The sequence below is a fragment of the Sphingomonas sp. CROZ-RG-20F-R02-07 genome, from assembly GCF_022662335.1.
Classification (GTDB): Bacteria; Pseudomonadota; Alphaproteobacteria; order Sphingomonadales; family Sphingomonadaceae; genus Sphingomonas.
Map to the genome: position 1 here is coordinate 183269 of NZ_JAKNQJ010000004.1, position 14644 is coordinate 197912.

The following is a 14644-nucleotide window of genomic DNA, read 5'->3' on the forward strand; positions in this document are numbered from 1 at the left end:
CGATGCTGCGTTGCGCACGCGCGAAGCCATGGGGGAGCAAGCGGATGACGGCTTCGGTTCGCGCGACGGTCACAGCGCGAGAAGATCGTCGCGCGTGTTGATGTTGGGAATGGGCGCGGACGCCTCTACCGGGATGCCGCCGATCGTCCGGGCGAAGAACCGCACCGACGGACTGGTCGGCGCCGAAGATTGCAGCAGCGCCACGAGTTCGTCCAGAGCTGATACCGGCCACACGCCCAGCACCGGCGCATCGACGCAATAGGAGGGCAGGCGCCGCAGAAGTGCCGGGATCAGGGCATCGGGTATCGCGGGCATGTCACAGGCGATCGTCAGCACCGCGGCGAAGCCGTGCCGGGCGGCGTGATCCAGCGCCCCGGCGATGCCCCCTAGTGGCCCCAATCCCGATCCGGGCACGTCGGCGATCCCGTGCTCGCCCCCGACATGAACGACCGTCTCCACATGAGGGGCGATAGCTGCGGCGGCATGCTGGGCGAGTGTATTTTCGCCCAGCATCGCCGCCGCCTTGTCCGATCCGAAGCGCGACGATCGCCCGCCGGCGAGCACCGCGCCAAGGATCCGTGTCATGGGTTCAGGCGGATCCGCACCGGAACCGACTTCGCGGCCGGCACATGGCTCTCGATCGCATGATGTTCGAGCGCGATCAGGATGTTGAGCTCGGGATAATAGCCGCCGATGCAGCCCGCGGGGATGTCGTACTCCACCACGCGCAGGCCATCCACGACGCGCTCGTGTCCGTCCTGCGCATCGCTTTCCAGCCCGATCGTGTCGCCGTCGCTCAAACCCAGAGCCAGAATGTCGGCGCGGTTCATCATCGCGACCTGGCGCGTGCCCTTGATGCCGCGGAACCGGTCGTCATAGCCATAGATCGTCGTATTGAACTGGTCGTTCGACCGAAGCGTGACGAGGCGGAACCGGCCGTCCTGCTCGGCGAATCCGGTCGCGTTCAGCGCGCGGGGCACGTTGAATTCGGCCTTGCCGCTCTTGGTTTCCCATTTGCGATGCGAAGCCGGATTGCCCTTCCAGAAGCCGCCGGGAACGAAGAGCTTGTCGTTGAAGTTCGCGAACTTGTCGGGATAGCAATTCTCGATCGCGTTGCGCACCTTGCCGTAATCGCCGACCCACTCGTCCCACGGCACGTTGGGGTTGGGCGCGATCGTCGCCTTGGCGATGCCCGCGACGATCGCGGGTTCGGAAAGCAAGGTGGGCGCGGCCGGCGTCGCCTTGCCGACCGAACCATAGATGTGGCTGAACGAATCCTCGATCGAGACAGCCTGTCGCCCGCCCGCCTGCATGTCCTGCTCCATGCGGCCGAGGCACGGCAGGATCCAGGATTCCTCCCCCGGCGTCAGGTGCGATTTGTTGAGTTTGGTCGCGATGTGAACGGTGATCGGCAGCTTGGCCCAGGCTTCCTTCATGCGCCCCTGATCGGGGATCGCGCGGAGGAAATTGCCGCCCAGCTGGACGAACCCCTGCGCCGTGCCGGCGAGGATCTCGCGGCAGCTCTCGACCGTGTCCCAGCCCTTCTCGGTCGGCGGCTCGAATTCGAACAGCGCCTTCAGCCGCTCCACGGGCGCGAGTTCGGTCTTCTCGGTGATGCCGACGGTGCGCTGGCCCTGCACGTTGCTGTGGCCGCGGACCGGGCCTGGGCCTGCGCCCTCACGGCCGATATTGCCGCGTAGCAGCAGGAAATTGATAATCATGTACAGGCTGTCCATCCCGTACCGATGCTGGGTGATGCCCATGCCATAGACCGCGATCACGCGCTCGGCCTTCATATAGACACGTGCCGCATCCTCGATCGCCGACCGGGTGAGGCCGCTTTCGTGGACGATGTCGTCCCAGGTCGCTTTGCGCGCGAAGGTCGCGAAATCCTCGAAGCGGACGGTGTGCTGCTCGATGAAATGCGCATCGACCACGCGGGGCCGGCCTTCGGCCTTCGCCCGGTCGTCCGCCTCGATCACGATCTTGCAGATGCCGAGGATCGCGGCGATGTCGCCGCCCGCCCGGACCTGATGATATTGCGAGGAGATCTGCGTCGAGCTGCCCGTCGCCATCTCGATCGGATTCTGCGGATTGGCGAAACGCTCCCAGCCACGCTCCTTCAAGGGATTGAAGGTGACGATGTCGACCCCGCGCTTGGCGCAGTCGCTGAGCGTGTGGAGCATGCGCGGAGCATTGGTGCCGACATTCTGCCCGAAAGCGAAGATCGCATCGCACTTCTCGTAATCTTCAAGCTGGATGGTTGCGACCGGCGATCCGATCGCGTTCTTCATGCCGACCGACGTGGTCTCGTGGCACATGTTCGAACTGTCGGGCAGGTTCTGCTGACCCCACATCCGCGCGAACAGTGCGTACATGAACGAGGTTTCCAGGCTCGCCCGGCCCGAGGAGTAGAGAATCACCTTTTTGGGATCGCACGTCTTCAGCTTGGTGCCGATGGCGGTGAACGCCTCGTCCCAGCTTGCCGCCACATATTTGTCGGTCGCCCGGTCGTAACGCATCGGATGCGTCAGGCGCCCGGCCTGTTCGAGATCGTAATCCGGCCAGAGGTCGAGTTCGGACACGGTGTGCTTGGCAAAGAATTCGGGTGTCACGCGGTGGCTGGTCAATTCCCACGCCGTCGCCTTCGCGCCGTTTTCGCAGAATTCGGCGATGTGCGGCTTGGCGGGCTTGCCCCAGGCGCAGCTCACGCACATCACGCCTTCGGGCTTGTTCTGCCGGCGCAGCGCGTCGAGCGTCGCCGGGCTGATGCCTTCCTTCGGCAGGACTTCGGCCATGCCCTTCATCGAACCCCAGCCGCCAGCCGGTGCCGTGTATTCCTTGATGACGATCTTCTCGTCGGCCATGGTGATTCCCTCAAACGCGCTTCGATGCCCAACGAAGCATCGCGCCATCGGATGCAGAGCGCCATTCAAATCGGCGATGCAATTGCCTAGATCAGCGCCACGCCATGTCAGGAACCGAACGATGACCACCCACACCACGCGCATGCTCATCCTGGGCTCGGGCCCTGCCGGCCTTTCCGCCGCCATTTACGGCGCGCGCGCGGGGATGGCGCCGATCGTGGTGCAGGGCATCCAGCCCGGCGGCCAGCTCACGACGACGACTGACGTGGAAAATTATCCGGGCTTCAAGGACGTGATTCAGGGCCCCTGGCTGATGGAGCAGATGCAGGCGCAGGCGGAACATGTCGGCACGCGGATGATGTGGGACACGATCGTGTCGGTCGACCTGACGAAGCGGCCCTTCCGCCTCGTGGGCGACGGCGGCGACATCTATGAGGGCGAGGTGCTCGTGATCGCGACCGGCGCGCAGGCCAAATGGCTGGGGCTCGACAGCGAGGAGGCCATGAAGGGCAAGGGCGTCTCCGCCTGCGCCACCTGCGACGGGTTCTTCTATCGCGGCAAGAAGGTCGCGGTGATCGGCGGCGGCAACACGGCGGTGGAAGAGGCGCTCTACCTCACCAACCATTCGCCCGACGTGACGCTGATCCACCGCCGCGATTCGCTGCGCGCCGAGCGGATCCTCCAGGAGCGGCTTTTCGCGCACAAGGGCGTGAGCGTGCTGTGGAACAAGGAGGTTCGCGGCTTCGTGGACGGGGGCGGCAATGCCGGGCTCGTCGCGCTGGAGCTGGAGGATACGGTCACCGGCGAGCATAGCCGCCTCGATGTCGATGGCGGGTTCGTCGCGATCGGGCATCATCCGGCCACCGAACTCTTCCGCGGCCATCTCGCGCTCGATCCGGATGGCTATATCGCGGTCGAGACCGGCAGTACGCGGACGAGCGTCGAAGGCGTGTTCGCGTGCGGAGACGTGGCCGACAAGGTCTATCGCCAGGCGGTGACGGCGGCCGGAACGGGCTGCATGGCGGCGCTGGATGCCGAGCGGTTCCTCGCCGCGGCGGAATTCGCCGAAATGGCCGAGGCGGCGGAATAGCCTCGCGCGATCACGCCCCGTCCAGATGGCGGCGGATCGCGGTTTCCAGCGCTGCGCCCGCATCGCCGGCAAAGCTGTGCGATGCGGTATCGATCACGTCGATCGCCAGGCCGAGTCCCCGCGTCGCATCGGCAAAGGCGATCGCGGTTGCGTCGCCCGTGGCGAGCAGGATCTGCGCATCGTCGCCCCATGCCGTGATGGCGGCCAGGACTCGCGCGGCCAGATCGTCGGGTTCGCGTACCGACAATTTGCGCAGGCCGAGCAGCAGTTTGCGGGCATCTACCCCGCCGCGCAGCATCTGCCACCAGGCGCGCGGATCGCGCAGGCGCTGGGCATAGCGGGCGCGGATCGCGGCGGCAGGGGGCAGGGCGTCCCCGCTCTCCACCACCCAGGGATTGGCAAGCACGATCCGGTCGATTCCCGTCGCCCGTCCGAACAGGGCAAGCGCGCTGGCCGCATCGCAATTGCCGAAGCCCACCAGCCGCCGAAGATGCGGTGCGGTCGCGCGGAAGCACGCCGCCGCCGCCGCCATGTCGTCGGCCGAATCCGCATAGCCGCCGTTCGCGCCACTCGAGTCGCCCGTGCCCCGGCGATCGTAGCGAAACACCGGGACGCCGGTGGCGGCGAGGCGATGGGCGAGCATCGCCATGCCGCGATGCGCCCCGGCGCGCACCTCGTTGCCGCCCGAGACGATCAGCAGTCCGGTGGTGCCTGTGGCCTCGTCGAGCGTTCCGACGAGCGTCTCGCCAGCGCACGGAAAGCGGATCAGCCGGCGCACGCGGCGATCCAACCGGCGATATCCTCGGCGAGCCGCTCCGCCAGCGCGGGATCGTTGGCGGGCTCTGCCCGTCGCCAGAGCGGCGTACCGGGAAGCTTCATGGTGGCGTCGCGCGGATCGGTCTCCAGGCGGATCGTGCGGACCGGCGCCCGGGGCGCGGGGTCGGACGGTCTGGCGACGGCCAGCTCCGCCAGCATCGCGCGCGATAGCCGGTTGCCGGCATAATCGGCATCGCCGTCGATCATTGTATCGCGATCGTGCCGTGCGTCGGACGAAAGACCCGCCTGCCGGACGCGGCGAAGATCGCGCAAGACCGCCTCACCCGTCATCGGCGATAGATACCATCGTGCCTTTGGGGCCGCGTGGCTGTCGAGCAAGACGCCGCTGCGGATGCCGATCGCATGGATCGGGCGGTCACGGCCGAGCCGTTCGGCCAGCGCTTCATAGGCGCTGCGCATCATCGCGATCTCGGCGTCGCAGATCGCCGTCAGGCTCTCGCCCGTGCCCGGGAAATCCGGCAACACGCTGCCGATCCCGCGCCGGGCGAGTTCGCGCAGGATCGTGGTCGTGAACTGCCGCGTTCGGTTCGCTTCCTCGAACAGCGGCAGCGCAGCGATGACGAGCGGGCCGGTATCGGGGCCGAAGCGGAGCATGGCCTCGTAGCCGCCCGGCCAGACATAGCCATCGATGCCGGGATCGTTCGAAGGCGCGCCTTCCGTCAGATCAGCGCCTTCTCGCCGGCAAACGCGACGAGCGCGCCGAACGTCTCCAGCATCTCGCCATCCACCTCGTCGTCCTCGATCAGGATACCCAGCCGATCCTCGAGTTCGGTGAGTACGCCTGCCACCGCCATCGAGTCGAGCTCGGGCAACGCGCCGAACAGCGGCGTTTCGGGGCGGAACGCGGCGACGCGTTCGGGCGAGAGGCCGAGGATGTCGGCGAGCACGCCGCGGATGGTCGCATCGACCTGGGAAGTGCCTTCGGGGATCACGCGCGGCCTCGCGGAGGGTTGCAGATGGCAACGCGTTAAAGCGCGGGGGTGAATTCGGCAACGGCTTGGCGCTATGAGGAATCCGATGATCGCGCTCGACCCAGTCCCGCAACGGATCGATCGGCTGCCTTCGTGCGGCCGTGCGGACGATATCGCGTTGCTCGACAAGGCAGGGGCGATGACGTTCGCCGAGCTCGAAGTGGCAGTGGCATCCGCTGCGGCGTGGCTCGCGGGGCAGGGTTTCGCACCGGGCGACCGGGTGGCGACATGGCTGCCCAAGACTCGGTTGGCATGTACCATGCCGCTGGCGGTCGCCCGCGCGGGGCTGGTGCACGTGCCTATCAACCCGGCACTCCGGCGCGCGCAGGTGGCGCATATCCTGGCCGATAGCGGTGCGTCCCTGTTGGTGAGCCAGTCGTCGCGAGCCGCGACGCTCGAGACCGGGGATGTGCCGCCCGGGTGTCGGCTGATCGATGAATCGAACGTGCCTCTTGCCGGATATTCCTATCCCGGCGACGATGGGGATGCCGGCGCGCTCGCTGCGATCCTCTATACCTCGGGGTCGACGGGATTGCCCAAGGGCGTGATGCTGAGCCATGTCAATCTCTGGCTGGGTGCGGTGGCGGTGGCGGATTATCTGCGGCTCACGCCAAAGGACCGCGTGCTCGCGGTGCTGCCGCTCAGCTTCGATTACGGTCAGAACCAGCTCTTCTCGACCTGGCGCGCCGGCGCGTGCGTCGCGCCGCTCGACTATCTCGCCGCGCGCGACGTGGTTAAGGCGGTGGAGCGGACCGGGGCGACGACGCTGGCGGGCGTGCCGCCGCTCTGGGTGCAGTTGCTCGAAGCGGACTGGCCACCAGAGATCGCGGGACGGATGAAGCGGCTCACCAATTCGGGCGGCGCGTTGACACCGCGCCTCGTCCAAGCGTTGCGCGCGCGGTTTCCGGCGGCAGACCTGTACGCGATGTACGGGCTGACCGAGGCGTTCCGCTCCACCTATCTCGCGCCGGCCTTGATCGATACGCATCCCGACGCGATGGGCACGGCCATACCCTTTGCCGAGGTGATGGCTGTCCGCGCCGATGGCGCCCGCGCGGCTCCAGGCGAGCCGGGCGAACTCGTGCATGCCGGGCCGTTGGTCGCGCAAGGCTATTGGCGCGATCCCGAACGCAGCGCCGCGCGCTTTCGCCCGGCGCCGGATTTTGCCGCATCGGGCGGCATGGCGGTATGGTCGGGCGATACTGTAATCGAAGGCGCCGACGGCCTGTTCCGGTTCGTCGGCCGCGAGGACGAGATGATGAAATCGGCGGGCAACCGGATCAGCCCCGCCGAGATCGAGGCCGCGGTGCTGGCCGGCGAGGAAGCGCGCGAGGCGGTGGCGGTCGGCGTGCCCGATCCGCGCTTGGGGCAGGCGATCGTCGTCGTGCTGGCGGGTGACCCGGCGCGCGAGCCGGAACTGCGCGCGCGGCTTCGCACCGAGCTGCCGAGCTTCATGCAGCCGCAACGCTATGACTGGCGGCCCGCGCTGCCCCGCAATGCGAACGGCAAACTCGATCGTGCGGCGATCCGGGCCGAGGTGACCGCGTGAAGCCGACCGGGCCGCTCCCACCCGAATTCGCGCATCAGACCGGCGTCTTGCACATCGCCGGTCGCAGCGCGGAAGACTGGGTGACGGAGGCGGGCGACACGCCGCTGTTCGTCTATGACCTGGCGATCGTTGAAGCGCGGATCGCGCGGTTTCGTGCCGCGATGCCCGCGATCGATCTCCATTACGCGATCAAGGCCAATCCGCATCCCGGTCTGCTCGGCGCGATCGGCGGGTTGGTGGATGGGCTGGACGTCGCATCGGCAGGCGAGTTGCGCGCCGCGATCGGCGTGAAGCCGGCGGCGGCGATCAGCTTTGCGGGCCCGGGCAAGCGCGACGACGAACTGGCGCTTGCGATCGGTGCCGGCGCGACGCTCAACGTCGAATCCGAAGGCGAGGCGGCGCGGGCGCTCGCGATCGGCGAACGGCTCGAGATCGTGCCGCGGCTCGCGATCCGCGTGAACCCGGACGTCGAACTGCGCGGATCGGGAATGAAGATGGGCGGCCGCCCGTCGCCGTTCGGCGTGGATGCGGTGCGCGCCGCGGCGCTGGTGCGGACCGTGCGCGCGGGCGGCGCGGATTGGCGTGGGTTTCACATCTATGCCGGTTCGCAGGCGCTGGATGCGGGGGCGATCGTCGAGACGCAGGCCGCGACCCTGGCGCTTGCCGCCCGACTGGCGGACGAGGCGGGCGCCGTGCCGCCGCTGGTCAATCTGGGCGGCGGGTTCGGCGTGCCGTATTTCGCGGGCGATCGGCCGCTCGCGGTCGAGGCTGTGGGTGCGGCGCTCGGCGAGGCGCTGGCGCAGCGGCCCGAGGTGCTGGCGGGCAGCCGCTTCGCCATCGAACTCGGCCGCTGGCTGGTCGCGGAGGCGGGTGTGTATCTCACCCGGATCGTCGATCGCAAGGAAAGCCAGGGCGAGACGTTTCTCGTGGTGGATGGCGGCCTCAACCACCAACTCGCCGCCAGCGGCAATTTCGGGACGGTGGTCAGGCGCAATTACCCGCTCGCACTCGCGAGCCGGATGGGCGCCGGGGCGGACGAGACGGTGTCGGTCGTCGGCCCCCTGTGCACCCCGCTCGACCGGCTGGGCGACCGGGTCGCGCTGCCGCACGCGGCGGCCGGCGATCTCGTTGCGATCTTTCTCGCCGGCGCTTATGGAGCGAGCGCCAGCCCGGCGGCGTTCCTCGGGCATCCGCCCGCGGCCGAGCTGCTGGCCGACCATTGCTAAACGCTATATTCACCTCTCCCGCTGCATAGCCGATCCCGATCATGCGTGCCGCCTCGGCGGGGCATGAAATCAGGAGAATCAAGGCCATGCGCTTGTCCATGCTGTCCCGTACCCCGCTGATCGCCAGCCTGGCCGCGTCGGCCCTGACCGGTTGCGTCGACGGCAACAACGCCCGGCCCGAGCTGCCGCCGGCGTCCTATGTGGCCAGCAAGGAACAGGCGGGCGAGGAATATGTCATCGGCCCGCTCGACCAGCTCAACATCTTCGTCTGGCGCAATCCGGAGCTATCGGCCAAGGTGCAGGTGCGTCCCGACGGCCGCATCACCACGCCGCTCATCAACGACATGCCCGCGGTCGGCAAGACGCCCGCGATGCTCGCCGACGACATGAAGGCGGCGCTGGGGCAATATGTGAAGGACCCGATCGTCTCGGTGATCGTGGAGAATTTCTCCGGCACCTACAGCCAGCAGATCCGCGTCGTGGGTGCGACCGAAAAGCCCGCCTCGATCCCGTATCGCGCGAACATGACCTTGCTCGATGCGATGATCGCGGTGGGCGGCCTCAGCCAATATGCGGCGGGCAACAAGGCCCGGCTCGTCCGCTACAACCGCGCGACCGGCAAGCAGACCGAATATCAGCTCCAGATCTCCCGCCTGCTGAAGCGCGGGGATTCCTCGGCCAATGTCCGGCTGGAGCCCGGCGACGTCATCATCATCCCCGAATCGATGTTCTGAGGCCGATCGGATGGGTGGAATCTATGACGAGATGCGGCTCGCGCTGCATGCGATCTGGACGCGGCGCTGGCTCGCGCTCGGCGTCGCGTGGGGCGTGTGCCTGGTCGGCTGGCTGGTGGTGTCGCAAATCCCCAGCCGTTACGATTCGCACGCCCGGGTCATGGTGCAGATGCAGTCGGTGCTGCCCGCCTCGGTCGACAATCCCGCACCCAGCCAGCAGAACAGCGTCGACACGATCCGCCAGACGCTCGTCTCGGCGGTAAATCTCGAAAAGGTCGTTCGCGGCACCGATCTCGCCAACACGGTCGCGAGCGACCGCGACGTCGCCGACCGGGTCGCGAGCCTCGCCCAGAACATCAAGGTGACCGCGCAGCAGGACAATCTGTTCGAGATCACCACCACTGCGTCCAGCCCCAAGCTGGCGCGCACGATCACGCAGAAGCTGATCGATATCTTCATCGAGCAGAATCTTGCCGGCGACCGATCCAGCAACGGCCAGTCGCTCGCTTTCCTCGACAAGCAATTGGCGCAGCTTCAGGACAAGCTGCAGGACGCCGAGACGAAGCGCGCCGATTTCCAGAACCGGTATCTGGGATCGATGCCGGGCACCGGCTCCGTCGCGGACCGGATCGGCGCGGCACGCACGCAGATGGCGCAGATCGACGCCGATCTGGGTGCCGCGCAATCCGGCGTCGCCGCGGTCGCGGGGCAGATGGCGGGCGTGGCGCCGACGCTGCCCGGCACCGCCGGCGGTGCCGCCGGCCCGGCCCGGGCGCGGGTCATCGCGATCCAGGGCCAGCTCGCCGATGCGCGGGCGCGTGGCTATACCGATGCGCATCCGGACGTGATCGCGCTGAAAAGCCAGTTGGCGGCGGCGACCGCAGCGGCACGCGGCGAGCCGGTTTCGGGCGGCGCCGCGGGCACGCCCAATCCGTTCTACCAGTCGCTTCAGTCGATGCAGGCGGAAAAGCAGAGCCAGGTCGCGGCGCTGCGTATCCGCAAGAGCCAGCTCCAGTCGGATCTCGATCAGCTCAATTCCAAGCTCGCGGGCGATCCGCAGGTTGCCGCCGAACAGGGCGATATCGATCGCCAATATCAGGTGACGAAGGACGCGTATGCGCAGTTGCTCGCCCAGCGTCAGCAGATCGCCCTGCGCGGCCAGGCCCAGTCGCAGACCGACCAGGTGAAGTTCAGCGTGATCGATCCCCCCACCACGCCGCACACGCCGACCGCGCCCAACCGCATGCTGCTGCTGTCGGGCGTGCTGGTGGCGGGCATCGCCGGCGGGATCGGCGCGGCGTTTGCGCTCGGCCAGTTGCGGCAGACCTTCGCCACCACCACGCGACTGGAACGCGCGACCGGCATGCCGGTGATCGGCGCAATCGGTGAGGTGGTGACGCGCGCCCAGTCCGAGAAGCGCGCGCGGGGAATGAAGATGTTCGCTGGCGGCCTTGCCGCGCTGGGAGCCGCCTATGTGCTGCTGCTCGGTGTCGAAGTGCTTCAGCGGGGAATGGCGGCATGACGAAGATCCATCCGAAACGCGCGCCTTCGCTGCTCGAGCGCGCCGCCCAGGTCTATGACTTCAGCGAGCATCTGCGGCGGCAGGACGACGCGCCGATGCCGCCGATAACACCGGCTTTGGTGCCTCCCGGTCCGCCGGTCGAGCCGGTCTTTGCCGCCGACGTTCCGGAGGAATTTCGCGCTCCGCTGGCGCGCGGCGAAGTGGCGGCGATCGACCGGATGATGCTCGCGCAGAACGGCATGATCGTGCCCGGCGCGCCGGTCGGGCCGCTCGCCGAGGAGTTTCGGCTGGTCAAGCGCCAGTTGAACCTCGTGCGCCAGCGGATCGCCGAAAGCGACGCACCCGCCAAGGCGCGGACGATCCTCGTCTGCTCGGCGCGTCCGCGTGACGGCAAGACCTTCACCGCGATCAACCTCGCGCTGTCGCTCGCCGCCGAGCGCGATACCGAAGTGCTGCTGGTCGATGCCGATTTCGCCAAGCCCGACATCATGGCGCAGCTCGGCGTCGACGAGGGATCCGGGCTGCTCGATGCGCTCGCCGATTCGCACCTCGATGTCGAGACGCTGATCGTGCCCACCGATGTGCCCAATCTGTCGCTGCTCCCCGCTGGCACCAAGACCTCGACCGACACCGAATTGCTGGCCAGCGCCCGCACCCGGGCGGTGCTCGCGCGGCTCTTGTCGGCCAATCCCAACCGGTTGGTAATCTTCGATTCGCCACCCGCTCTCGCGGCATCGCCCGCCTCGGTGCTGGCGATGCTGGTGGGGCAGGTGATGCTCGTGGTCCGCGCCGATCTCACGCCCGAAAGCGAGCTGCGCGCCGCCGTGCAGTTGCTCGACGGGTGCGAGCATATCCAGCTCGTCCTCAACGCGGTGTCCTTCGTGCCGGGCGGCGCCCGGTTCGGCAGCTATTACGACCAGGAGTCGTCCCAGTGATCCGTCCCGTCCTTCTCGCCACCGCCGCGATGCTCGCGCTGCCGTCCGTCGCCAACGCGCAGGACCGGCCGCGGACCAGCGTCACGCCCTATATCGAAGTGAGCCAGACGCTCGACGCCGATCTCAAGGGCGGCGACACCGTCACCTACACGAGCGTCGCTGCGGGCGTGGACGCGGCGGTGACGACCGCGCGTATCAACGGCCAGATCAGCTATCGTTACGAGCACCGCTTCGGCGAGGGCCATGATCTGGGCGACGACGATATCCACACCGGCCTCGCGCGCGTCGACGCCAAACTGACGCCGGCGCTGACGTTCGAGGCAGGCGGCATCGCCACGCGCGCGCGTTCCGACATCCGCGGGGCGGCGCCGGGCGTACTTGTCGGCAATGTCGACAATGTCAGCCAGCTCTACGGCGTCTATGCCGGCCCGACGCTTGCCACCCAGTTGGGCGTGGTGAACGTGGGGGCTGCCTATCAGATCGGCTATACCAAGGTCGAGACGCCCACCTATGCCGGGCCGATCGATGGCCAGCGCCTCGATTATTACGATCATTCGCTCGGCCAGCTCGCGACCGCCACCGTCGGCATCGCGCCGGGAACGGTGCTGCCTGTCGGCGTGACGCTCAGCGGCCTGTACGAGCGCGAGGATGGCGCGCAGCTCGGCCAGCGCTTTGAGGGGTATCACGGGCGCGGCGACGTGCTGCTACCAGTCTCGCCCAACGTCGCGCTGACCGCCGGTGTCGGCTATGAGCGGATCGAGGCCAGCCAGCGCGATCCGCTGTTGACGGCCGGCGGCACGCCCGTGCTGGATGGCAATGGTCGATTCGAGACGGATCCCAATTCGCCGCGCCGGATCGCCTACCGCACCGATGGCGTCTATTATGATGCGGGCGTGGTTTGGCGACCCGACCGCCGCACGTCGGTGGAGGCGCATGTCGGCCGCCGCTACGGATCGCTCAGCTATACCGGCACGGCGACGTACCAGGCGTCCAAGACGGTCGGCTTCGCCGTGAATGTCTATGACAGCGTCCAGACCTTCGGCCAGCAATTGCGGCAGGGCGTCGCGGCGTTGCCGACGAGCTTCGTTTCCAATCAGGATCCCTTCTCGCAACAGTTCAACGGCTGCGTCTTCGGCACGAGCGGCGGAGCGCCCGGCGGTTGCCTCGATTCGGTGTTCCAGTCGATCACCACCGCCAGCTATCGTGCGCGCGGCGTCGATGCGGTGGGAACGATCACCCGCGGGCTCTCCACCTTCGGCGTGGGTATCGGCTACGCCAACCGGCGCCTCTATGCGCCGACCGGCGGCTCCGGCATCGTGGTCTATGGTGACGAGGACGAGAGCTATTACGGTCAGCTCTTCTGGGCGCGCAGCCTTTCGCGCAACTCGGGGCTCGATGTGAACGCGTTCGTGGATTATTACACCACGCAGCTTTCGGGCGGGGAGGGCACCTGGTCCTATGGGGCGACGGGCAGCTATTATCGCAATTTCGGCCGCCTGAGCACCACGGCTTCGGTGGGGCTCTACAGCTTCAAGGTGGGCGACCTCTCCAGCGACGTGTCGCTGCAGGCGCTTCTCGGCGCGCGGTATCACTTCTAGGAACGGCAGCGATGTACGACGATCATTTCGGATTGACCGGCCGGCCCTTCCAGCTGACCCCCGACCCGCGTTTCTGGTTCGAGACCGACACCCACCGGAAGGCGATGGCCTATCTCGGCTATGGCCTCGCGCAGGGCGAAGGCTTCATCGTCATCACCGGCGATATCGGTGCGGGCAAGACGACGCTGGTCGGCCATCTGATGGATACGCTCGATCAGCAGCGCCTGAACCCGATCAAGATCGTCTCCACCGCGATCGAGGCATCCGATCTGCTGCGCATCGTGGCGACCGCGCTCGGGGTGCAGACGAAGGGCATGGAGAAGGCCGATCTGCTGATCGCGATCGAGCGCGGACTTCACGCGGTCGCGCGGGGCGGCAAGCGCACGCTGCTGATCGTCGACGAGGCGCAGGCGCTGCCGGTCGCCAGCCTCGAAGAATTGCGCATGCTGTCGAACTTCCAGGCCGGCGGCCATGCGATGCTGCAGATCGTGTTGCTCGGCCAGCCCGAGTTCCGCGACCGGCTGCACGGCGAGGATCGCCTCGAACAGATGCGCCAGCGCGTGATCGCGATCCACCATCTCGATCCGATGGAGGCGCATGAAGTCTCCGATTACATCGCGCACCGGCTCGCGGTGGTCGGCTGGACCGGGCGGCCCGATTTCACCGAGGATGCGTTCGATGCCTTTTATCGCGGATCGGGCGGGGTGCCGCGCCGGCTGAACCTGCTCGCCGGCCGGACGATGTTGCACGCGGCGATCGGCGGCATCAACCTGATCGACGGCGCGACCGTGGACGCGGTGATCCGCGATCTCCATGCGGATCTGCCGATGCCGATGCCGATCGGGGCACCGCTTGCGGATGCGCCCGCGCCGATGAAGCCCGAACCCGTCGAGCGCCTCCCCGCTCCGGCAGCGGCGGCGCCCGTCATCGTCACGCCGATGCCGGCACCCGCGTCGGCAACGCCCGTCCGCGAGGCGCCGGCTCCGACGGAAGAAGTGAAGCGACCGTCCTGGTTCGAATCGGCCACCGCGCCCGTCGCGCGTCCGGCGCCCCGCGTTGTGTTGACGCCCGAGCCCGAGCCCGAGCCGATCGTCGTCCCACCCGAGGCCGAGGCAGACTGCGCGCCCGAGCCGGAGGCCGAGCCGGCGGTGGTTTCACCCGATCCGACGCTCATCGCGCGGATCGCGGCGCTCGAGGCGCAGGTCGAGCAGCAGGAGGTGGCGTTGCGCCGCGTGCTGACGCTGCTGGTGGATTGGGTGGAGACCGACGCGCAGCGGCCGCCTTATGCGCCGATCCGCAACTTCGCGGCCTGACG

General features: G+C 67.8%; 13 protein-coding genes. 8 read left to right on the top strand and 5 right to left on the bottom strand.

Going from position 1 to position 14644, the window contains the following annotated elements; genetic code table 11:
- Positions 1 to 69: 69 nt before the first annotated feature.
- Both L8H00_RS08560 and L8H00_RS08565 read right to left on the bottom strand, forming a co-directional pair.
- On the bottom strand, positions 70 to 585 hold the full coding sequence (locus tag L8H00_RS08560) for an NTP transferase domain-containing protein (protein WP_242096875.1): 516 nt from the start codon (positions 583 to 585) through the stop codon (positions 70 to 72).
- A complete protein-coding gene (locus L8H00_RS08565; protein WP_242096876.1) occupies positions 582 to 2867 on the bottom strand; it encodes an FdhF/YdeP family oxidoreductase in 2286 nt (761 codons plus the stop codon). The genes L8H00_RS08560 and L8H00_RS08565 overlap by 4 nt, the downstream gene beginning before the upstream one ends.
- A 121-nt stretch (positions 2868 to 2988) precedes the next feature.
- On the opposite strand from L8H00_RS08565, the gene trxB reads away from it, so the two are divergent.
- Entirely contained in the window at positions 2989 to 3957 is a 969-nt protein-coding gene (gene trxB / locus L8H00_RS08570; RefSeq protein WP_242096877.1) for a thioredoxin-disulfide reductase, read from the top strand.
- A gap of 10 nt (positions 3958 to 3967) precedes the next feature.
- Here the strand turns inward: trxB and L8H00_RS08575 are convergent, their stop codons facing one another.
- From L8H00_RS08575 to L8H00_RS08585, 3 genes are all read right to left on the bottom strand, one after another.
- Complete coding sequence (locus L8H00_RS08575; RefSeq protein WP_242096878.1) at positions 3968 to 4735, bottom strand: hydrolase 1, exosortase A system-associated; 768 nt, start codon at positions 4733 to 4735, stop codon at positions 3968 to 3970.
- Positions 4723 to 5388 (bottom strand): hypothetical protein, encoded by a 666-nt coding sequence (locus tag L8H00_RS08580; RefSeq protein ID WP_242096879.1) that lies wholly within the window; start codon positions 5386 to 5388, stop codon positions 4723 to 4725. Before L8H00_RS08580 ends, L8H00_RS08575 begins: the two co-directional genes overlap by 13 nt.
- A 65-nt stretch (positions 5389 to 5453) precedes the next feature.
- A complete protein-coding gene (locus tag L8H00_RS08585) occupies positions 5454 to 5726 on the bottom strand; it encodes an acyl carrier protein (protein WP_242096880.1) in 273 nt (90 codons plus the stop codon).
- 85 nt (positions 5727 to 5811) lie between these two features.
- Here L8H00_RS08585 and L8H00_RS08590 point away from each other — a divergent pair, with 85 nt between their 5' ends.
- The 7 genes from L8H00_RS08590 (at position 5812) to L8H00_RS08620 (ending at position 14642) form a co-directional block, all read left to right on the top strand.
- Entirely contained in the window at positions 5812 to 7314 is a 1503-nt protein-coding gene (locus L8H00_RS08590; protein WP_242096881.1) for an AMP-binding protein, read from the top strand.
- The gene (locus tag L8H00_RS08595; protein WP_242096882.1) at positions 7311 to 8540 is read left to right on the top strand and encodes a pyridoxal-dependent decarboxylase, exosortase A system-associated; all 1230 of its coding nucleotides are present in this window, start codon (positions 7311 to 7313) and stop codon (positions 8538 to 8540) included. The genes L8H00_RS08590 and L8H00_RS08595 overlap by 4 nt, the downstream gene beginning before the upstream one ends.
- Positions 8541 to 8626: 86 nt before the next feature.
- Positions 8627 to 9274, top strand: a complete 648-nt coding sequence (locus L8H00_RS08600) for an XrtA/PEP-CTERM system exopolysaccharide export protein (RefSeq protein ID WP_242096883.1) — start codon at positions 8627 to 8629, stop codon at positions 9272 to 9274.
- A 10-nt stretch (positions 9275 to 9284) separates the two neighbouring features.
- Positions 9285 to 10796: an XrtA system polysaccharide chain length determinant gene (locus tag L8H00_RS08605; protein ID WP_242096884.1), complete on the top strand. Its 1512-nt coding sequence runs from the start codon at positions 9285 to 9287 to the stop codon at positions 10794 to 10796.
- A complete protein-coding gene (locus tag L8H00_RS08610; RefSeq protein WP_242096885.1) occupies positions 10793 to 11731 on the top strand; it encodes an AAA family ATPase in 939 nt (312 codons plus the stop codon). The genes L8H00_RS08605 and L8H00_RS08610 overlap by 4 nt, the downstream gene beginning before the upstream one ends.
- Positions 11728 to 13329: a hypothetical protein gene (locus L8H00_RS08615; RefSeq protein WP_242096886.1), complete on the top strand. Its 1602-nt coding sequence runs from the start codon at positions 11728 to 11730 to the stop codon at positions 13327 to 13329. The genes L8H00_RS08610 and L8H00_RS08615 overlap by 4 nt, the downstream gene beginning before the upstream one ends.
- Positions 13330 to 13340: 11 nt before the next feature.
- The gene (locus tag L8H00_RS08620; protein WP_242096887.1) at positions 13341 to 14642 is read left to right on the top strand and encodes an AAA family ATPase; all 1302 of its coding nucleotides are present in this window, start codon (positions 13341 to 13343) and stop codon (positions 14640 to 14642) included.
- Positions 14643 to 14644 lie beyond the last annotated feature (2 nt).